A 20,991-nucleotide genomic window follows, 5' to 3' on the forward strand; every position below is an offset into this window, starting at 1 on the left:
TTATTGAGAATACAATATGAAGATTCAAACAACATTACTCTGTGGCTTGTTACTTTCTACACCTGTTTTTGCTGCACCGATTAATAATAAAAGCAGCATCAACCAACAAGTCGGTTATAGTTTTGGCTATCTCATGGGTCGTAGCAATGCTGAATCAATTCAAGATTTAGATCTCGATGCTTTTGTGCAAGGGTTACGTGAAGCATCTAAAGGCCAAGCTGCTTCATTAAGTGATGAAGACATGGCCCGTGTATTGACTCAATATAAACGCCAAGCCGAGGCAAAACAGTTATTAGAAGTTAAACAACTGGCAGATAAAAATGCCAAAATTGGTGCAGCCTTTTTAGCTGAAAATGCGAAAAAAGCAGATGTAAAAACTACGTCTTCAGGCTTGCAGTATATGGTTTTACAACAAGGCCAAGGCAAGTCACCTAAGGCCAATAGCAAAGTCAAAGTCCATTATGAAGGACGTTTGATTGATCAGACCGTTTTTGACAGCTCGATTGCACGTCAACAGCCTGCGGAGTTTCAAGTCAGCCAAGTGATTCAAGGTTGGACTGAAGGCTTACAGTTGATGAAAGAAGGCGCAAAATATCGTTTCTTTATTCCCGCTAAACTGGGCTATGGCCAAATTGGTTCAGGCGATGTGATTGAACCGAATAGCACCTTGATTTTTGATGTGGAACTGATTGAAGTGTTGCCAAAATAAGGTAGCAATGCAAACGCAATGCTATATATAAAATAAAAAGCCTGATCTTCGTGATCAGGCTTTTTATTAATTTCAATCTATTTTCAAATCAAGCACTGCTTATTTTTAAGTTAAGTGCTTCGCTTGTCTTTTGAAGCATAAAACAAAGAAGTACCTTGTTTTAGGCTTCATGTTTGAGGTGACGTGGTCTAAAGCCTGTTAGGAGCAAACCAACCGCATATGCCACAACGCCGACCACGCACAACCCGATCACTTCGGCAACGCGTATCCACTGTGACACGTCACCATTATACCAAGTCAATGCATACCACAAAGCCACAATCATCACGGCGTTAGCAATACCAAACTGGATAAACAGTTTTTTCCAGTGTGCGCCAAAACGGAAAATATCGCGCTTGTGTAGATAGAAATACAACATCCCCGCATTCACTAGAGCAGAGCCCGAAGAGGCTAATGCCAAAGCCATATGCTCTGCCTGCCAGTCAATCAATTTAAAGAAGCCAATAAACACCACGTTTAAAATCGCATTTGCGGCAACGGCCATTAAACCGACACGGACTGGCGTTTTGGTGTCTTGCTGCGCATAAAACCCAGGGGCAAAGACTTTAATCAACATAAATGAAATCACCCCAGCACTCATACATTGCAGTGCTAAAGCCGTCATTTGTGTATCTTCAAGGGTAAATTGTCCGCGTTGGAATAGGGCCTGAATAATGGGGGTCGATAACATAAACAGCGCAATACTCGCAGGCACCCCCACCAGAACAATCACCTTTGCAGCCCAATCCATCATGCCGCGGAACTTCGACATATCTTGCTCTGCATGACGGGTCGACAATGCGGGTAAAATCACCGTACCAATCGCCACCCCAATCAACCCTAAAGGTAACTCGGTCATGCGTTCCGCACTGTACAACCATGATACTGAACCGTCTTGCATAAACGAAGCCCAAATGGTGTTCAGGAGTAAGTTGATTTGCGTGACAGAAACACCAAATAGCGCAGGCAGCATCAATTTCATGATGCGATCCACACCTTCATGTTTAAAATCAACTTTCGGTGGAATCAGTAACTTTTTATGCCAAAGTTCAGGAATTTGGATCGCCAGTTGCAATACACCCGCAGCAACTACCGCCCAACCCAGTGCCATAATCGGTTCTGCCATATACGGCGTCAGCCACCATGCTCCTGCAATCATCGCAACATTCAGCAATACCGGTGAAAAGGCGGGTGAAGCAAAGGAACCATAACTATTTAGAATACTGCTGGCAAATGCCGTCAACGACATAAACAATAAATAAGGAATGGTGAGGCGAAACATTGAAACCGCGAGGTCGAACTTCTCTGGATCGGCATGGAAACCCGGTGCATAGATGTATAGCACTGCTGGAGCTGCGACCATAGCAATGAAGGTTAAAGCCGTCATAACGGTCATCAAACAACCAAAGACACGGCTAATCAGAATCTGAACTTCCGCATGGGTACGCCCAGTTTTATATTCGGTCAGTACTGGAATAAACGCCTGTGAGAATGCTCCCTCAGCAAATAGCCGACGGAAGAAGTTCGGGATACGAAAGGCCACCACAAAGGTATCAAAATCTTTCCCCGCACCAAAGACATTTAGTAAGACAATGTCTCGTACCAAACCCAAGACCCGAGAAAGCATGGTCATTGCACTTACAATTACGGTTGACCGCCACAGCGCCATCGTATCCACCTAGTTTTTCATTTGCCGCTATTGTAATGAAACTTCAGCGAATATTTGATTGTTTAATGTTGTTGTCGACTCTCAATTCATTGACTTTTTAACTGCTGCAAACGATTTCGATAGTCTAACCAATCAAAAAATGGGCCTGGATCGGTCTTACGTCCTGGTGCAATATCAGAATGTCCTGCCAAATGCTGCTGAATTTGAGGATAGGCCTGTTGTAAACAGGCCGTCACGTGTACCAATGTTTCATATTGGGCATCTTCAAAAGGCAAGTCATCACTGCCCTCAAGCTCAATGCCAATCGAATAATCATTGCACTCTTTCTTGGCCAGATAGCTTGAGCGTCCTGCATGCCATGCACGGTCGTTAAAATTGACAAATTGTAAGACTTCGCCACTTCTTAAAATCAGTAAATGCGCTGAGACTTGCATGCCTTGAATGGTTTGAAAATATGGATGTACTGACCAATCCAATTGATTTTGAAAAAATTGTTCAATATAACCGCCACCAAACTGTGAGGGAGGCAAACTGATATTATGGATGACAATCAGTTGAATCTCAGTATCAGCAGGACGTGCGTTAAAATTAGGCGATGGAATTTGTCTCGCTCCCAGCAGTTGCCCTGCTTGCACTTGAAACGACGGAATGACCTGCATATTTTTATTCCTCAAACCCATTGCGCCCTTTGGGCAATCTTTTTTAATGTCTCTCATGCTAAATCTTTCCCCGTCATTTCTCAAATTGGTCAGCGTTTGATTTTGAAATTTTCACGCCTTTTTCAGGAAAAATGCTAATATATTGCGCAATTTTCATGGCTTCTATAAAGATACGGACAATCGGATGAGCATATCGCAGCAACTGCTTGAACAATCTATTCAACTGAATATTCAACAAGCATTACAAGAAGACATCGGTGATGGTGACATTACGGCGCTTTTGACGCCAGAAGATGAACAAGCGACTGCGACCATTATTAGCCGTGAAGACATGATTCTTGCTGGTCAACCTTGGGTCAATGCATTAATTGCGGCTTTTGATTCCAGTGTGCAAATCACGTGGCTCAAAAACGATGGCGATCTGGTTTTTGCCAATGAAACCATTTTTAAACTGGCAGGTTCAGCGCGCAGCTTACTTACGGTTGAACGCCCTGCACTCAACTTTGTACAAACACTATCTGCTGTAGCAACCAAAACTGCGGAATATGTCAAACAACTGGATGGCTTAAACACCAAGTTACTCGATACCCGTAAAACCCTACCGGGTCTGCGTATTGCCCAGAAATATGCTGTCGCGGTCGGCGGCGGTCAAAACCATCGCTTAGGCTTATTCGATGCTTTTTTAATTAAAGAAAATCACATCATGGCAGCAGGCGGCATCGCACAAGCCATTGCCAAAGCGCATCAAATTGCCCCAGGCAAACCAGTCGAAGTCGAAGTCGAAACCTGGGCGGAATTAGAGCAAGCATTGGAAGCCCAAGCTGATATCGTGATGTTAGACAACTTTAGCCAGCAACAAATGATTGATGCGGTCAAGCATGTTTCAGGACGTTGTAAATTGGAAGCGTCAGGGAATATCACCATTGCCAACTTGCGCGAAGTCGCAACCACAGGCGTGGATTATATTTCGATGGGTGTATTGACCAAAGATGTCAAAGCAGTCGACCTTTCTATGCGTTTTAATTCTTAATTTCAACAGTTTGCATCAATTGACATGCAATAAAAAACGCACTCTCAAGTGCGTTTTTTATTGCGTTAAAATTTACCAGCCCAGTGCTTGCTGTTGTTTTTTCACCAACTCTTGAATGCCCTTTTCTGCCATTTCTAACATGGCATTGCACTGTACACGGGTAAACGGTTTATCTTCTGCCGTACCTTGAATTTCAATAAACTCGCCAGCTTGGGTCATCACCACGTTTAAATCCGTTTGGCAGTTTGAGTCTTCTTCATAGCACAAGTCTAAAAGCACTTCATCTTGGAAAATACCGACTGAAATGGCAGCCACTAAGCCTTTTAATGGATCTTGCTTAATTTTCTTTTTCTCAAGCAACGTATTCATCGCATCAATGAGAGCCACCGCAGCACCGGTGATCGCAGCAGTACGTGTACCGCCATCTGCCTGAATCACATCACAGTCGATGGTGATGGTGTTTTCACCGAGTTTTTTTAAATCCACCATGGCGCGTAGACTACGGCCAATCAAACGTTGAATTTCTTGAGTACGACCACTTTGCTTACCACGCGCAGCCTCACGGTCACTACGGGTATGCGTCGAACGTGGCAACATGCCATATTCAGCGGTTACCCAACCCTGCCCCTTGCCTTTTAAAAAGCGTGGTACTGAGTTATCAATACTTGCCGTACAAAGAACTTTGGTATGACCAAACTCAACCAATACCGAACCTTCCGCATAACGTGTGTAGTTACGAGTAATGGTGACATCACGTAATTGATCTAATGTTCGTTGGTCGATACGCATAATACGCCCTTCATCTGGCTAAATAGGTTGGCGCATAGTATAGCAGAAGCAGACCCAAAGCATTTGTCTGGCTGCATTGCATTTGTAATTGATCGCCTGTTTCCCTACCCATCCATATTCTTTGTTAAACTGAAGCTTAAAAGAGGCTGAGGCAATCATCTATGTCGATTCGAGAAGAACGTAAACAACAAAGCCGCCAAGCTTTGCTGAATGCTGCATTACAACTCAGCACCTCTGGACGTTCCTTTGCTCGCATTAGTCTCCGTGAAGTCACTCGCCAAGTGGGGTTAGTACCGACCGCTTTTTATCGCCACTTTAATGATTTGGATGAGTTAGGACTTGAACTGGTCGATCAAGCGGCGCTCCACATCAAAAGTATGTTAACCCAATTGGGACAAAGCTATGTTTATGGGCCACATGCCACGATTGAGCATAGTCTAGACTTATTTTTTCATGCTGTAGAGCAACATCCTGAACAGTGGATTTTCTTGATTGGAGAACGCTGGGGTGGGTCAGCCTTGATCCGTGCAGCCGTTGAGCGAGAAATTGCCTTTTTAATCGATGACTTCGCCCATGAATTAACCCGTATTGAAAGCATGCAACATATTCATGACAGCGAAGACCTCAAAGTTTTGGCCAATATTTTAATGGATGCCTCCTTTAACTGGGCCATGCGCTGGATTGGTTTGAGTCGAGATGTAGCTCTCGATAAACTCCAACAGCAGCAGGCTGCATTTAAACTGCAAACCATCGTGCAGATTCAACTCATGTTCCGTGGAATCTCCAATTGGCAACGACCATCTGCTCAAACCAAACACGCCAATCCGACTTTGCATTAAGCCGCTCGCAGACGTAATTTTTGCTGTATTACAAAATTTTTAATGCGCTTTACTCAAACTTGGATGCTTTTTCACTATCATAGAGCCAGTTTTTTCATCTGTAGCTCCTATGCGTTTTTTTCTTTTTTTAGCGGCGAGTGTCTGTATTGCCTTGGCATGGCTATTGCCCATTCATTATCGACCTTGGGTCACCTATACAGGTGAATTGTTTGCATTTTTATCTTTACTTGCACTCTCTGCCTTATTTTTAAAAGAAAAACTCTTGCTCCCGAAAGTGAGTCTGCCACTATTGCTGTTGAGTCTGGTGCCCTTTATTCAGTACGGTTTTGGCGAGCTGTTCTTTTTCAGCAAAGCACTGATGTGTGGCTTATATATCTTTGCATTCTGGCTGAGTATGGTTTTAGGTTTTAACCTGAGCCAAAAACCCTTAGAACGTGAGCAATTATTTAGTGGTCTGTGTAGTGTATTTTGGTCGGTCGGTCTGGTGACAGCGCTCATCGCCACTTGCCAATGGCTCAATATTGAACAGTACATTCCTGGCATGACTGCCTTAAAAGGTGATCGTCCTTATGCCAACTTTGCTCAGCCGAACAATATGGCGAGCTTTCTCATTCTGTCCTTACTCGGCACACTCTACCTATTTGAAAAGAAAAAACTCAACTCGCTTCTGCTATGCGTCAGTGCTGCATTGATGCTATTTGCAGTAGCACTGAGTCAGTCACGCACATCATGGGTCGCAAGTATCTGCGTACTACTCTATTTGCTCTATCAACAGTACAAAGGTGTGGTTCAATTGAAGTGGTATAGTGCCCTCGCATGGTTTGCGTTGTTCATTGCATTTACTGCCTTTATTCCGCAGCTCAATCATCTATTGGCTCAACTGTCTAATGTCGAAGTGACCCAAACCCGTGATGCAGTTGCGCGAGCAACGGGCGATATGTCGCGTCTTGCCATTTGGCAACAGATGCTCCATGCCATTGCTGAGCGACCTTGGTTTGGCTATGGTTGGCATCAAACCAGTGTGGCTTACACCCTAATCAGTGATCAGTTCCAAGGCCCCGTTTGGGTGAAAAGTGCGCACAACTTCATTCTCGACTTTATTGTGTGGAATGGATTGGTGATTGCGATTCCATTTTTTGCCTATCTCAGCTATTGGGGCTATCAACTGCAAAAGCATGCGACATCGCTCGAATCTGTGATTGGACTTCTGATGGTCGGCGCTTTACTGATTCACGGTATGCTCGAATTTCCGTTGTTCTACGCTTATTTCTTGCTGCCGCTCGGATTGATTCTAGGCATTATTCAATCTCAGCAAAAAGTGAAAACGTGGACTTTACCGAGCTTTGCCATGCCGATCACATTTACTGTCTGTGTGGTCTTGGTCGCACTGATTATTCGTGACTATGAGTTGATGGTACCAAAGCTGAATCAAGCTTCTCGTTATGAACACACCCCTGAAAAGTTCACCAATCAAGATCACATTTTACTGCTGTCGGAGTTTAACCGCCGCATTGCATGGATTCAGTTAAATCCATACAGCAAAGTCAGCCCTGAGCAAATTCGTGACTATGAGGAAATGGTACTGAACTACCCGATCCCCTATGATTTGACCAAATTTGCCAAACTCTTGGCCTTTAACGGCTATGAAGCCGAAGCCCGTCATCAACTTTGGCGCTTAAAAACCTTAAGAAAAATTGAGCTGCGTTATGAGGATTTATTACAACCTGCATCAAGTGCGCAATAAACATCGTTAATCCATAAAAAAGCCTGCATCAGCAGGCTTTTTAACTTAATAAGGACTTAAAACAGATTCAGCTTATTTTGCAGCACGTTCTTTTTCAATCAAGTAATCCACGACTTGAGTCACTTTAGCATCTTCACCTTGCACAATATATTTACCATTCACCGTCACCGCAGGTACGCCACTGAGTTGATAACGCTTAGCTAAGTCTTGTGCTTGTGCAATTTTTGAAGTGATCGCAAATGATTTATACGTGCTGTTAAATTTCGCTTCTGGAATACCAAACTGAGTATAGAACTTGGCTAAAGCAGGTTGCTCTAGAATCGGTTGATTTTGATCATGAATGGCATGGAATAACGTCAAGTGGGTCTTTTTACGTACACCTAAAGCCTCAGACACATAATAAGCTCGCGCCGCTTGTTCCCACACTGGATTCATGGCTGCTGGCGTACGCACAAAACGCACATCTTTAGGGAGTTTTTTCAACCAAGTCTGCATATGGGGTTCAAGTTTAAAACAGTGACCGCAGCCATACCAAAAGAATTCGCGGACTTCAATTTTTCCTGGCACTTCCACCTGTACAGGTGTTGGTACGACGATATAGTCCTGACCTGCCACAAAATTTGCAGCCAATGCGCTACCAGAAATAGCGAAAACAGCGGTTGCTAAGCCACTCAAAAGGAGTTTTTTCATTGAACTTATTGTCCTCAAAATCATTATGATAAGTTTATGCAAATACTATAAATCAAATCTGCCAAATTCGTTTTCATTCTGTGAACTTTTTTCAGGCTTTTATCGCTTTTTCTAGAATAAACGCTACACTAAGCCCTATTGAACGTTTTAAATATCATGACTTAAATTGAGGTGCCGACGATGTCGCAACTGAATGTTGATCCACAAGAAATTGCCAAATTTGAAGCATTTGCTGCCATATGGTGGGATCAGCACTCGGAGTTTCGCCCTTTACATATGATCAACCCACTACGCTTAAACTGGATTGATGAACATGCAGGTGGACTCAATGGGAAAAAAGTTCTTGATGTCGGCTGTGGTGGCGGAATTCTAGCTGAAAGTATGGCACGTCGTGGTGCAAATGTGCTCGGCATTGATATGGGCGAAGCCCCCCTGAATGTGGCACGTTTACATGCAGAACAAGAAGGTGTTGAGCATATCGAATATCGCCAAATTCCAGTTGAGCAGCTCGCAGAAGAACAAGCTGGACAATACGATATTGTGACCTGCATGGAAATGTTGGAACACGTACCCAATCCAGCCTCAATCATTGAAGCCTGCCATAAACTGGTGAAACCAGGTGGTCATGTATTCTTCTCCACCATTAACCGTAATCCCAAAGCCTACCTGTTTGCTATTATTGGCGCTGAATATGTACTGCGCATGTTAGCCAAAGGCACCCACGATTATCAAAAATTCATTAAGCCATCAGAACTGGCACATGATATTCGAGGCGCAGGACTCAAACTGAAAGACATGACGGGTTTACATTACAATCCATTGACCAAACGCTATTGGTTAGCGCCAAATGTCGATGTCAATTACATGGTCTATACCGTCAAAGAAGGTGCTGTATGAAAGCCGTCTTATTTGACCTTGACGGCACACTGATCGACACTGCCGCCGACTTTATTCGCATTATTCAAGACATGTGCCGTGAAAAAGGCGTCGCTGTGGTCGATACAGACCTGATCCGTAGCCAAGTCTCTGAAGGTGCACGGGCTATGGTGAAATTGGTTTATCCAGAACTTGCCGTCGAAGACCCAATTTTTCTGGCACATCGTCAGCGTTTTTTAGATACCTACGGTGCCGATATTGCAGTAGATACTGACCTGTTTTCGGGCATGTATCCGCTTATTGAAAAACTTGAAAGCCAAGAGATTCCATGGGGCATCGTCACCAATAAACCGCGTTGGCTCAGTGAAGCATTATTAGACGCGCTGAATTTGACAGAGCGCTGTGCGGTTTTGGTCTGCCCAGAGGATGTCTCACAGACCAAGCCTGATCCTGAGCCGATGTATTTGGCCGCCAAGCACATCGCGATTGCGCCTGAAGACTGTATCTATGTCGGCGATCATCCACGTGACATCGATGCGGGTCGTAACGCGCAGATGTATACCATTTTGGCGGCTTATGGTTATTTACCATTCGCGCACAAAGATGACTTAACAGCGTGGCAGGCAGATTGTATAGTGAAGACTGTGGCTGAATTGGACGATGTTATTCAATCTCTTGTGAGTCAAACTACACCGTCCAATTCACTGACTTGATCACAATTAAAAAATCAAAATAACGAGGAGGTAATGATGAAATATTCAGAATATCAACCTCGCCCCGATCTGCTCAAAGATCGCATCATCTTAATTACAGGTGCGGGCGATGGTATTGGTCGTGCTGCTGCATTAAGTTATGCCCTACACGGCGCAACTGTGGTGCTGCATGGACGTACCTTAAATAAGCTCGAAGTCATTTATGATGAAATTGAAGGCTTAGGTGCGCCGCAACCTGCAATTTTACCCTTGCAGCTGTCGAGCGCCTCTCCTCGTGATTATGAATTATTGGTCGACACTTTAGAGCGCCAATTTGGGCGCCTAGATGGCATTTTGCATAATGCGGGCATCTTGGGTGAGCGCACCGAACTGGAAAATTATCCTGTCGATGTCTGGGATGATGTCATGGCCGTCAACTTGCGTGCGCCATTCGTTATGACTCAAGAGTTAATGCCACTCCTGAAAAAATCTGAGCATGCCTCCGTGGTTTTTGCCAGCTCAGGTGTCGGACGTGAAACGCGTGAACGTTGGGGCGCATATTCTGTGTCTAAGATCGCAATTGAAGCGGTCAGCCAACTGTTTGCCAAAGAAAATACCTCACCGAATATCCGCTTTAACTGTATCAATCCGGGGGCGACCCGCACTGCAATGCGTGCAAAAGCCTATCCCGATGAAGATCCAAAAACATTACCAACGCCTGAAAATATCATGCCTGCCTATCTGTACTTGATGGGCGATGACAGTTTGCATATGAATGGTCAAAGTATTGATGCACAAGACTAAAATCATTCACTCAAAAGGAAGCTTCGGCTTCCTTTTTTTATGTATCAAACTGAAGCTTAGTCATCTATAACATGATCTCAAGTTCAGAAAAGGTTGTCTTTTTTCAATTTTTGCGGATACTGATGCCCAACTCCATTTTTGAAGCATATGCCATGACGGACTTGAGCAATATCACTGTACAACCCACTGAAGATGGTATGGTTAGCCTGTTGATTGACCAACAGCCGATTTCAGAAAAATATGGAATGAAGTTTGAAGCCAGTATTGTGGAGGAACTTCAAGCACTGGAAAATGGCGACACACTGAAACTTTTCGACCAGTTTGTTTTTGCCCATACCGACTTGAACTTTGAACATAGCTATCACTACGTCACGGTCATTGCTAAGAATGATGAACAATACAAAGCCAAGAAAAGCTTTGTTTATCGCATCAAAATTGAAGGTCAGCCCGACATTGAGCATGCCATCAGCAAAAATGGTGAACCGATGACCACAGCAGATGTACGTGAATTTATCCAAGCGCATGTGCAGAAGTCATTGAGTGATTATACCGACCTCAACTACGCTTATTAAGCCGAATCAGCCAAGTTGAAAACTCAGCTTGGCTAGCTCGATATTTTAGATCGTATTTTTAAATTATTTTAATAAAAATATTCGGTTTTTCAGCTTAAAATTTCCTATTTATCATCCTAATTCATCAAAAGTTGAAAATAAGGATGCAGCATGGCTGATTTACAACGTAAACATGACACCATTCGTGATATCCATCATTTACAACTCCCCGAAAGCCTGATTTGTGCTTTGGAAGATGCCAGCCAAGCTGAAGCAGTGGTTCATTCAATCCGTTCATTGCAACATCTGGCGCAGCAATGGAATTAAAGAATGCACTATGCGTTCTTTGACAAAGGGGAATCTGAGCCCTCAAAATGAGTCAAAAATCAGAAGATACAGACTGTTTGCTTTGGACTTTGGCGCAATTGATGATTTAATTCAGGCTTAGAATTGGGCATAATCTTCTTAATATCTCTGCATTTGTTAATAAATACCCAATTCATCTTCACAGTTTCTCTGCATTTTTTTCGTACATTATAGGAAAGAATGAAATTACCTTAATGAGGATTCAACATGAAAAAGATTTTGACAGTATTGGCAATCTCTTTCAGTGCTTTGATGGCAAGCAGTCTCAGTACTGCTGCCCCTCAGTTTGACCACGATCATCCACGCTATGGCAATGAGCCACGCGGACGTGACTTTCGCGATTCAGGTAATGACGATCAGCAAGATCGTCGACGGATGCGCGAAGAGCGCGGTGTCAAACGTTTACAACAGCATAAATGGCAACAAGGTTATGTCATGCCACAGCATTACCGTGGTAACGGCTATAAAGTCGAATATAAAGACCATAATCTTCCAAAGCCAAACCGAAACCAGCAGTGGTACAAAATCAATAACGACTACATCTTAGTCGATGCAGACAGCAACAATATTCTGCGGATTATGGGGCTTTAATCTGCGCTTCATCTTGTATAACGCAGCGACATTATTGAAACCTGAATCAACACCTTTTCACCCGCACTAGCGTGACTGCATACATTCCTCAAGAGACCGCAGTCAGGCACAGCATGGAAGGCGCTGTTTCAGGTTTTTTTATGTGCCAAAGCTTTTGTTTGCAAGCATTGCAGAAAAACAACAATCTCCTCAGTCTCTTCATACATTTCACAATTCACCTAAATAGCCCTCACGCTTTCTCTAGAGTTATTCGCTAATTTTGAATAATCGAAACAAGACAAATACTGGACGAAAGCAATGAAAAAAATTCTGACTGCAATCACACTCTCTTTAGGCGCGCTCATGGCAACATCTGCAATGGCAGCACCACAGTACTATGACCGCTCGCATGATCATGACTCGCGTTGGGATCATCGCGATGACCGCCGTTGGGACAATGACAACCGCTACCAAAACAAACGTGTTAACCCAAGCCGAGACTGGCGCTCAGGTCAAACTTTGCCACGCGGCTATGACTCATCGCGTTATCATGTCAGTGACCGAGAAGCACGTCGCCTACCCAACACTGGACGCTATCAACAGTGGTATAAGGTCAATGGTGACTATGTTTTAGTCAATGAACGCAATAACCGTATCCTGCGTATTATCGGTTAATTCTGGCTGGTGGCGCAAAACCGATGAAACACCTGAACGTTGCTTCAGGTGTTTTTCTATTTAAGACTTCCTCTTCTGCATTTTTTGATTAAAATCATGCTAAGTAGTTCATTTTGAGACAGGCATGCAAACGAATTCGATCGAAACACATCACAGTACAACTTTGCAATATGTGCATTGGTTTCGACATTCTGCGCCTTATATCAATGCTCACCGTAATAAAACTTTTGTGATTATGTTCGATGGTGAAGCCGTTCAGCATGATAACTTTCAACATATTATTCACGACATTGCCCTGCTGCATTCACTCGGGATTCGCCTGATCTTGGTGCATGGAGCGCGTCCGCAAATCAACCACAACTTAAAACAAAGCCAACTACAAACGCCATTTCATCAGTATCGTCGCGTCACCACCCGAGAATCGTTGGGCTGTGTGATGAATGCGGTGGGGTCAATTCGTTTGCAAATTGAAGCCTTACTCTCAATGGGGCTGGCCAACTCACCGATGTATGGCGCACGCATTGATGTGGTTTCAGGGAATTTTGTTACAGCCAAGCCCTATGGCATTCGCGATGGGGTCGATTTTCAGTTAACCGGCGAAGTTCGTACGGTCGATACCGACGCCATTCAACGCCATTTGGATAATCACAATATTGTGCTGCTCGGGCCAACTGGCTATTCCACCACAGGCGAAGTGTTCAACCTACTGGCAGAAGAAGTAGCGACCCGCACGGCGATTCATCTTAAAGCAGACAAACTGATTTTCTTGGGCAAACAACATGGTCTGCTCAATGAACATGGGCAGTTGCAACGCGAAATTTCACCACACAAGCTCGATGCACAAATTGAGAAGTACCAAGATTCGAATCCAGACATTGCGGTACATTTACGCGGTGCCAAAAAAGCCTCGACGCACGGCGTACATCGCGTACATCTAATTTCCTATGCTTATGATGGTGCCTTGGTTGAGGAGCTCTTCACTCGTGATGGTTCGGGCACTATGATTACCGATGCCCATTATGAAGAAGTCCGTATGGCCAACATTCAAGATGTCGGCGGGCTGATTAACCTATTACGCCCACTTGAAGAAGAAGGCATTTTGGTTTATCGCTCACGTGAACGTCTCGAAAACGAAATTGGCCAATTTGCGGTGATTGAACGTGATGGCATGATCTTGGCCTGCGCCGCACTCTACCCACTGCCAGCAGCAGAGGGTGAAATCCGCAGCGCTGAAATTGCCTGTGTCGCAGTCGATCCTGGCTATCGCAAATCTAATCGCGGCAGCCAAATTTTGCATTATCTCGAAGGTAAAGCCCGCAGTATGGGCATTCAACAGTTGTTTGTACTGACCACACGGACTGCACATTGGTTCTTAGAACATGGCTTTGAAACAGCCAATGTCGATGAACTTCCCAATGCACGCCAAGCCTTATACAACTATCAGCGCAACTCACTCGTCTTTAAAAAGCCACTTTAAGTGGCTTTTGCAGGATTATGGATATCTTTATTTTTCATATCTTTATCTAAAAAACACCGCAAAAATCGCTCAAATCTATATTGCGTTAAATACTAAGCTTATTCCAGAAATAAAAATACCTTTTAAATAATAAATATCAATCAGTTAATCTCAATAAATTTTATATTTTATGTTTTTTATATTGCTGTTTTTTGCATAAGTTTTGCACTTTTGTTTTTATCTTTTTTTTTCATGTCTAAAGCCCGATTTCTTATTTTTTCTGAAAAGAAATGCCCATTAGCGTATGTGTTCACCAACTCACTCACCTTATTTATTTGGAGTTATGAAACACATGAGCACTTCTCGAGCACAGTTCTGGATCAAAACAAGCGTTCTTTCTGCAGCGGTCGTGGGTGCCATGATGTTATCTGGATGTGGGAAAAAAGAAGCTGAAACCGTCACACTGAATATTGGCTTTCAAAAATATGGCATTTTGCCCATCGTCAAAGAGCGTGGCACTTTAGAAACGGTGCTTAAAGCACAAAATGTCCAAGTCAAATGGGTCGAGTTTCCTGCAGGTCCACAGCTCCTCGAAGGTTTAAATGTCGGCAGTGTGGTCTTTGGTGAAGCAGGTGAAGCGCCTCCAATTTTCGCACAAGCTGCAAATTCGAACTTGGTTTACATTGCCAACCAACCTGCTGCACCTAAAGCAGAAGCACTGATCGTACAAAAAGACTCAAAGATTCAAAGCATTCAAGATTTAAAAGGCAAACGGATTGCACTCAACAAAGGTTCAAATGTGCATTACCTGCTACTCAAAGTGTTAGAAGCGAACAATCTGAAACTTTCTGATATTGAAACGGTGTATCTTCCACCATCGGATGCACGTGCCGCATTTGAACGTGGTGCAGTTGACGCTTGGGTCATTTGGGATCCCTTCTTTGCTGCCGCTGAACACCAAATCTCAGCACGTGTGATTGCTACGGGAGAAAACTTAGTCAGTAATCATCAGTTCTATTTGGCCGATCGTAAGTTTGCCGAAGCGCATCCAGAAATCTTAAAAACGGTCGTCAATGAACTCAATACCACCACACAATGGGTCGAACAAAATCAACAACAAGCAGCCCAGTTGTTAGAAAAACCGACAGGCTTGTCTTTAGACATTTTACAAAGCTCGATTGGTCGTATGGGCTTTGGCGTTCAATCCATTTCAGCCGAAGTCGCAAAAAAACAGCAGTACGTTGCGGATGCTTTCTATCAACAAAAACTGATTCCAAACCAGCTGAATATTGACGCAGCCATTATTAAACAAAAATAACGAGATCATCATGAAAACACTTAAAACAGTTTCCAGTATTGGTATCGTCACCTTGAGTCTGGGACTCGGGGCATGCCAAAAGCAAGACACGGCAGTAACAAATACTTCTGAAAAGCAGGCAGCAGCTCCAGTTAAAACCCTGTCGATTGGCTACCAAAAGTCGTCTTTGAACCTGTTGGTTGCACGTGAGCAAAAATTATTTGAGCAGCAATTTCCTCAAGCCAAAATTGAATGGAAAGAGTTCCCCGCTGGCCCACAAATGCTAGAAGCCTTGGCCGTCGGTGCAGTTGATTTTGGCTCAGTGGGCAATACCCCACCGATCTTTGCCCAAGCTGCTGACAAAGAGCTCAGTTATGTCGGTTATGAACAAGTTCCAGCCAATGCTCAAGCGCTGTTGATTGCTAAAAATAGTTCCATTGATTCAATTCAAGACCTAAAAGGCAAGCGGATTGCGGTACAACGCGGCTCAAGCGCGCATGAGTTACTGGCGAAAGTTCTACAAAAAGCAGGACTCAGCTGGCAGGACATTCAACCAATTTGGCTGCCCCCTGCGGATGCACGTGCCGCGTTTGATAAACAGTCCATCGATGCATGGGCCATTTGGGAACCCTACCTCAGTGCAGCAGAGCAGGATGCACAGGCCAAAGTCTTGATTGATGGCACAGCATTTCCGCAAACCTATTCTTTTTATATTGGTAACCCCAAGTTCATTCAGACCTACCCTGAGGCCACGGCTCAGTTCATTCACGGGCTGAATCAGGCCGATCAATGGGTACTGAAAAACCAACCACAGGCACTTTCAGTCTATACCCAAAGTACGGGTTTACAGCCCTCTATTGCCCAACGGGTCATCGACAAACGTCTGAAGCCTTCACCGATTCAAACCCTGACGCCTGAAGTAGTGCAAGCACAACAACAAATTGCGGACTTGTTCCAACAAGTCCAGCTCATTCCGAAACACATTCAAGTTCAAAGTACCGTTTGGGTTGCACCGAGCAAACCTTAAACGACTCTATCTAAGGATTTTTAAAAATGAAAATTTTCTGGTTTATCCCAACTCACGGTGACAGTCGCTACTTAGGTACCAGTAAAGGTGCTCGTCAAGTGGACCATGCCTATATGAAACAGATTGCGGTTGCCGTGGATAATTTGGGTTATGAAGGTGTACTGATTCCAACAGGTCGTTCATGTGAAGACCCATGGTTAACCGCAGCCAGCCTGATTGATGCCACAAAAAAATTAAAATTCCTAGTTGCACTACGTCCAGGCGTGACCACGCCTGCATTGGCTGCACGGATGGCAGCCACCTTTGACCGTCTCTCGAATGGTCGGGTTTTATTGAACTTGGTGACAGGTGGCGATGAAAAAGAACTGCAAGGCGATGGCGTTTATGAAGACCACTCGACTCGCTATAAAACTGCCAATGAATACGTCAAAATTTGGCGTGAGATTTTAACCCGCTCCCATACAGGTGAAAGCTTTACCTTTCACGGCGAACGCCTAAACGTAGATGATGCCAAACTGCTATATCCACCTGTGCAACAACCCTACCCTCCACTTTGGTTTGGCGGCTCATCGGATGATGCCATCGAATTAGCCACTGATCAGGTCGATACTTATCTCACATGGGGCGAACCCCCTACTGCTGTTAAAGACAAAATTGACACTGTCCGTGCCAAAGCCGAAGCCAAAGGCCGTACGCTCAACTATGGCATACGTCTGCATGTGATTGTGCGTGAAACCAATGAGCAAGCATGGCAAGCGGCGGAAGAGCTCATTCAATATGTCGATGATGCCACCATTGCTGCGGCACAGGCCAAATTTAAGAGCATGGACTCGGTCGGTCAACGTCGCATGGCTGAACTACATAATGGTGACCGCAGCAAACTTGAAGTGTCCCCAAACCTTTGGGCAGGCGTAGGTTTGGTTCGTGGGGGTGCAGGTACGGCATTGGTCGGTGACCCTGAAACGGTTGCAGCCCGTATTCAAGAATATGCTGACTTGGGCATCAGCACCTTTATTTTCTCAGGCTATCCACATCTTGAAGAGTCGATTCGTTTTGCCGAGTTGGTGTTCCCACTCCTGCCGCTTGAAACTCAAACAAAGTTAGCACAACCAAATTTAACAGGCCCCTTTGGTGAGATTGTGGCAAACAACTACACACCCGATGAAAACAAAAAAACAAAAGTGATTCAGGAGCCTGCCTAATGTCCAAAATCGTTTCAGTGCAAACCCTCCAGCAGGAAAAGGTTTCACGTGGAACTCAGTTAGGGCAGCTATTGCTGCCTTGGCTCTTTCCTATCGGCTTGATTGTGCTTTGGCAAATTGCCTCCAGCACAGGACTTTTAGAAAGTCGGATTTTACCTGCACCAACGGCAGTGGTTACTGCTTTTTGGCACCTGCTACTGAGTGGTGAACTATGGAAGCATGTGCAAGTTAGTGCAGGCCGTGCCTTACTCGGCCTATTGGTGGGTGGGGGTTTAGGGCTCTTTCTGGGTTTGTTAAATGGTTCATCGAAAACGGCGTCAACCCTGCTCGACACCACCCTACAGATGATCCGAAATATTCCTGCACTGGCACTTATTCCGTTGGTGATCTTATGGTTCGGGATTGATGAAACCGCCAAGCTGTTTTTGGTTGCGGTCGGGGTCTTTTTTCCCATTTATATCAACACCTATCACGGCATACGTTCGGTAGATCCACAACTGATTGAAATGGGGAAAAGCTATGGTTTGACCCGTTGGCAATTGTACAAAGAAATTATTTTACCGGGTGCGATGCCGTCTATTTTAGTCGGACTGCGCTTTTCACTGGGTTTGGTGTGGGTCCTGCTGATCGTTGCCGAAACCATTTCAGCCCAAGCCGGCATCGGTTATATGACTATGAATGCACGTGAATTTTTACAGACTGACATCGTTTTGGTGGGGATTTTACTGTATGCCCTACTTGGAAAATTGGCTGATGTACTGGCCGTCACATTAGAAAAATACCTGCTGCGCTGGCATGCAGGATACCAAAAATAAGGAGCCTGAGATGACTGATTTAAGCCTTGGTCGCCATGCCAATATTCCGTCGCCGCCAAATCACAATCAAGACATTAACCCTCAAGCAGTGCTTGGGGCCGAAATTATTATCGAACAACTGCATAAGTTTTATGGTTCAGTGAAAGTCCTTGAAGACTTAGATCTGCATATTCAGCCGGGTGAGTTTTTAGCCATTGTCGGACGCAGTGGTTGTGGTAAAAGTACCCTGCTGCGCCTGATTGCCAACTTAGAACAACAAAGCTACGGCGAAATTAAGTTTAAGTCCGCGCGACACCTCCGCGAAGGGATTACCGCAGACGATATACGGGTCATGTTCCAAGATCCACGACTGCTGCCATGGCGCTCCATTGAACAAAACGTACAACTGGGGTTGCCGAAACAACAACATGCCACTGCCTCGGGTTTGCTAGAAAAAGTCGGACTCAAAGAAAAAGCGGGACTTTGGCCTTCGCAGCTCTCTGGGGGACAGCGTCAACGGACCGCTTTGGCACGCGCTTTATCGCATAAACCTCGGATTTTATTACTCGATGAACCTTTGGGTGCACTTGATGCCTTAACCCGCTTAGACATGCAGAATTTGATTGAAAAATTATGGACGGAACAAGGCTTTACCGCCATTTTAGTCACACATGATGTCAGTGAGGCCGTTCAACTGGCCGATCGGATTATTTTGCTAGACCGTGGCCATATTGCTAAAGAGTTTCAAGTCGACCTGCCCCGCCCTCGCGTCAAAGATATGCAGTTCAATACCCTTGAGCAGCAGGTGTTAAATGCAGTTTTAGCCACATAAGTAGACTAAAAAATCCTTAGCTTGGGGTGCTAAGGATTTTTTATGCTGAATTTCAGTAAAAAAAGCAGAAGACTGTCATATGACTTAAGCGTACTTTATTTTAAATAATGTAATAAATTTCACGTTATTTTTATCAAAACATACCACTTCACATTGAATCATTTCATATAGTTTAGACAAAATAGTTTTTATATAATTATATTTATTGGACAACTTTTAGAATTTATCACAATTTAAGAGCCAATCTACAGAATAAATGATCATTATTCAAAAAATTAAATTTCCACTTTGTGCACAAATCTGATGATTTGCCGTACAATTTGTCCTTCCCCCTTTTTATTGTTTTTTAAATTAGAGAATGGAACAGAAAAAGAGTACTCAAAAACGCCACCAGCTGCTGAATGCTGCACTAGACGTCTTCTCGCTCTATGGATTTAATGGAGCAAGCTTAGATGAAATCGCACAGATTGCTGAAATGCACAAATCGAATATTTTCTATTACTATGAAAATAAAGAAGCTTTGTACGTTGAAGTTTTAACGACGGTTTTACAAAAATGGTTAGCCCCACTACAGATGTTAGAAGCTGACTTAGAGCCGGAAGAAGCGATCACCAACTACTTATTGCAAAAGATTGAGGTTTCTCGGACTCAACCGAAAGCATCTCGCTTGTTTGCGTTAGAAGTGATCCAAGGGGCTCCGCATATTTTGGAAATCCTCAAAGGGCCTTTAAAGAAGTTGGTCAAACGTAAAGCCAAAGTCATTAGCAATTGGCAAGAGCAAGGTAAAATTTCAACTGAAATAGACCCTGAGCTGTTAATCCTCAACATTTGGGCATTAACACAAAACTATGCTGATTTTGCCACGCAAATGGAAATGGTAACAGGTAAAACCCTACGTAACCGCAGTATGCAACAACGAGTCATTCAACATACCGTGCATATGATGCTGTATGGCGTGATCCCGCGAACACCGTCTGAATTATTCAAAGCTGAGTAATTTTGGCATACGACCATAGCACTCTATGGTCGCCGAATTGAAAAAGACAGAATCAAAGCCTCAGATACTTTCAAATAATGCTAATAATTTCTGAGCTCCCAATAACAAATTGTCTTCCCAGTCCAAATGCGCGGTGTCGTTGGCACCATCTGAAATATATTTGACCGAAATCAGACGGACACCCTGTTTTTTACAGACCTTTGCCAGCGCATATCCTTCCATATCAACCAAATGACACGGTACTTTGGGTTCACCCGTTTCAAAGCTATCCCCTGTTCCGCAGATACCAGTGCGGAGTTGTTGGAAAAACGGTTCTAAATGAATTTCCGCAGGGTGCATGGTATCAAATGGGGTAAAACCGACAGCGAAACCGAGTGGAGAGACATCCATGTCACGTTGTACAAATTGAGAGACTTCAACCAATTCGTGCTTATCAAAATACGTACTGCCTGCTGTACCTAAATTAATCAGGGTTTTACAGCCTGTTTTTTGAATGACTTCAAATGCTTTATAGGCCGCGTTGACTTTACCAATACCGCTGTAGTGAACTTCAATCCCTGCCTGCTCAAACAATCCTTTAGACTCATTCGGCAAAGCCATGATCAATGCGACATCCGACATAAAATACTCAATTAACAGACTTCATGCGTGCCATTAGAAAACAAATTGATCCGAAAGAAAAGC

23 protein-coding genes are annotated in these 20,991 nt (G+C 44.1%); 18 read left to right on the forward strand and 5 right to left on the reverse strand.

Translation table 11 applies throughout. The features are described from left to right. The first annotated feature begins 16 nt into the window (after positions 1 to 16). Positions 17 to 709, forward strand: coding sequence for an FKBP-type peptidyl-prolyl cis-trans isomerase (locus AC0KVP_RS16495; protein WP_126038994.1), 693 nt, complete (start codon positions 17 to 19; stop codon positions 707 to 709). 160 nt (positions 710 to 869) lie between these two features. Here the strand turns inward: AC0KVP_RS16495 and murJ are convergent, their stop codons facing one another. Beyond that, positions 870 to 2,426 (reverse strand): murein biosynthesis integral membrane protein MurJ, encoded by a 1,557-nt coding sequence (gene murJ, locus AC0KVP_RS16500; protein ID WP_473338016.1) that lies wholly within the window; start codon positions 2,424 to 2,426, stop codon positions 870 to 872. Between the two features lie 77 nt (positions 2,427 to 2,503). After that, on the reverse strand, positions 2,504 to 3,076 hold the full coding sequence (gene ampD, locus AC0KVP_RS16505) for a 1,6-anhydro-N-acetylmuramyl-L-alanine amidase AmpD (protein WP_087014896.1): 573 nt from the start codon (positions 3,074 to 3,076) through the stop codon (positions 2,504 to 2,506). Between the two features lie 184 nt (positions 3,077 to 3,260). On the opposite strand from ampD, the gene nadC reads away from it, so the two are divergent. Then, positions 3,261 to 4,106: a carboxylating nicotinate-nucleotide diphosphorylase gene (nadC, locus tag AC0KVP_RS16510; RefSeq protein WP_473338018.1), complete on the forward strand. Its 846-nt coding sequence runs from the start codon at positions 3,261 to 3,263 to the stop codon at positions 4,104 to 4,106. A gap of 72 nt (positions 4,107 to 4,178) precedes the next feature. Here nadC and rph read toward each other — a convergent pair whose 3' ends face one another. Continuing rightward, entirely contained in the window at positions 4,179 to 4,895 is a 717-nt protein-coding gene (gene rph / locus AC0KVP_RS16515) for a ribonuclease PH (protein WP_004684198.1), read from the reverse strand. Positions 4,896 to 5,056: 161 nt separating this feature from the next. Between rph and AC0KVP_RS16520 the strand changes: the two genes are divergently transcribed. Further along, entirely contained in the window at positions 5,057 to 5,734 is a 678-nt protein-coding gene (locus tag AC0KVP_RS16520) for a TetR family transcriptional regulator (RefSeq protein ID WP_004684197.1), read from the forward strand. Between the two features lie 109 nt (positions 5,735 to 5,843). Next, positions 5,844 to 7,478: an O-antigen ligase family protein gene (locus AC0KVP_RS16525; protein ID WP_473338022.1), complete on the forward strand. Its 1,635-nt coding sequence runs from the start codon at positions 5,844 to 5,846 to the stop codon at positions 7,476 to 7,478. 72 nt (positions 7,479 to 7,550) lie between these two features. On the opposite strand, the gene AC0KVP_RS16530 is transcribed toward AC0KVP_RS16525, so the two are convergent. Next, positions 7,551 to 8,168 carry a thiol:disulfide interchange protein DsbA/DsbL gene (locus AC0KVP_RS16530; protein ID WP_004684194.1) on the reverse strand — a complete coding sequence of 206 codons (618 nt, stop codon included), beginning with the start codon at positions 8,166 to 8,168 and terminating at the stop codon, positions 7,551 to 7,553. A gap of 180 nt (positions 8,169 to 8,348) precedes the next feature. Between AC0KVP_RS16530 and ubiG the strand changes: the two genes are divergently transcribed. From ubiG to AC0KVP_RS16600, 14 genes are all read left to right on the forward strand, one after another. Then, positions 8,349 to 9,065, forward strand: a complete 717-nt coding sequence (ubiG, locus tag AC0KVP_RS16535) for a bifunctional 2-polyprenyl-6-hydroxyphenol methylase/3-demethylubiquinol 3-O-methyltransferase UbiG (RefSeq protein WP_473338024.1) — start codon at positions 8,349 to 8,351, stop codon at positions 9,063 to 9,065. After that, positions 9,062 to 9,757: an HAD family hydrolase gene (locus AC0KVP_RS16540; protein WP_473338026.1), complete on the forward strand. Its 696-nt coding sequence runs from the start codon at positions 9,062 to 9,064 to the stop codon at positions 9,755 to 9,757. The genes ubiG and AC0KVP_RS16540 overlap by 4 nt, the downstream gene beginning before the upstream one ends. A 36-nt stretch (positions 9,758 to 9,793) precedes the next feature. After that, complete coding sequence (locus tag AC0KVP_RS16545) at positions 9,794 to 10,540, forward strand: YciK family oxidoreductase (protein WP_005401600.1); 747 nt, start codon at positions 9,794 to 9,796, stop codon at positions 10,538 to 10,540. Positions 10,541 to 10,692: 152 nt separating this feature from the next. After that, positions 10,693 to 11,112: a hypothetical protein gene (locus AC0KVP_RS16550; RefSeq protein ID WP_473340581.1), complete on the forward strand. Its 420-nt coding sequence runs from the start codon at positions 10,693 to 10,695 to the stop codon at positions 11,110 to 11,112. 150 nt (positions 11,113 to 11,262) lie between these two features. Beyond that, entirely contained in the window at positions 11,263 to 11,418 is a 156-nt protein-coding gene (locus AC0KVP_RS16555; protein ID WP_279690488.1) for a hypothetical protein, read from the forward strand. A gap of 246 nt (positions 11,419 to 11,664) precedes the next feature. Further along, positions 11,665 to 12,048, forward strand: a complete 384-nt coding sequence (locus AC0KVP_RS16560) for an RcnB family protein (RefSeq protein ID WP_004684183.1) — start codon at positions 11,665 to 11,667, stop codon at positions 12,046 to 12,048. 297 nt (positions 12,049 to 12,345) lie between these two features. Beyond that, positions 12,346 to 12,702 carry an RcnB family protein gene (locus AC0KVP_RS16565; RefSeq protein WP_058952456.1) on the forward strand — a complete coding sequence of 119 codons (357 nt, stop codon included), beginning with the start codon at positions 12,346 to 12,348 and terminating at the stop codon, positions 12,700 to 12,702. Between the two features lie 124 nt (positions 12,703 to 12,826). Next, entirely contained in the window at positions 12,827 to 14,179 is a 1,353-nt protein-coding gene (argA, locus tag AC0KVP_RS16570; protein WP_224467879.1) for an amino-acid N-acetyltransferase, read from the forward strand. 331 nt (positions 14,180 to 14,510) lie between these two features. Beyond that, positions 14,511 to 15,476, forward strand: a complete 966-nt coding sequence (locus AC0KVP_RS16575) for a sulfonate ABC transporter substrate-binding protein (RefSeq protein ID WP_473338030.1) — start codon at positions 14,511 to 14,513, stop codon at positions 15,474 to 15,476. Between the two features lie 10 nt (positions 15,477 to 15,486). Then, positions 15,487 to 16,482 (forward strand): aliphatic sulfonate ABC transporter substrate-binding protein, encoded by a 996-nt coding sequence (locus tag AC0KVP_RS16580; protein WP_473338032.1) that lies wholly within the window; start codon positions 15,487 to 15,489, stop codon positions 16,480 to 16,482. Between the two features lie 26 nt (positions 16,483 to 16,508). After that, the gene (gene ssuD / locus AC0KVP_RS16585) at positions 16,509 to 17,684 is read left to right on the forward strand and encodes an FMNH2-dependent alkanesulfonate monooxygenase (RefSeq protein WP_473338033.1); all 1,176 of its coding nucleotides are present in this window, start codon (positions 16,509 to 16,511) and stop codon (positions 17,682 to 17,684) included. Beyond that, on the forward strand, positions 17,684 to 18,499 hold the full coding sequence (gene ssuC, locus AC0KVP_RS16590) for an aliphatic sulfonate ABC transporter permease SsuC (RefSeq protein ID WP_063454421.1): 816 nt from the start codon (positions 17,684 to 17,686) through the stop codon (positions 18,497 to 18,499). The genes ssuD and ssuC overlap by 1 nt, the downstream gene beginning before the upstream one ends. 10 nt (positions 18,500 to 18,509) lie before the next feature. Continuing rightward, positions 18,510 to 19,310, forward strand: coding sequence for an ABC transporter ATP-binding protein (locus AC0KVP_RS16595; RefSeq protein ID WP_004684173.1), 801 nt, complete (start codon positions 18,510 to 18,512; stop codon positions 19,308 to 19,310). A gap of 358 nt (positions 19,311 to 19,668) precedes the next feature. Beyond that, positions 19,669 to 20,307, forward strand: a complete 639-nt coding sequence (locus AC0KVP_RS16600; RefSeq protein ID WP_004684172.1) for a TetR/AcrR family transcriptional regulator — start codon at positions 19,669 to 19,671, stop codon at positions 20,305 to 20,307. A gap of 60 nt (positions 20,308 to 20,367) precedes the next feature. Here the strand turns inward: AC0KVP_RS16600 and AC0KVP_RS16605 are convergent, their stop codons facing one another. Next, positions 20,368 to 20,928 (reverse strand): phosphorylase family protein, encoded by a 561-nt coding sequence (locus AC0KVP_RS16605; protein ID WP_004684171.1) that lies wholly within the window; start codon positions 20,926 to 20,928, stop codon positions 20,368 to 20,370. Between the last annotated feature and the right edge of the window lie 63 nt (positions 20,929 to 20,991).

This window comes from Acinetobacter sp. DL27 (assembly GCF_055810995.1).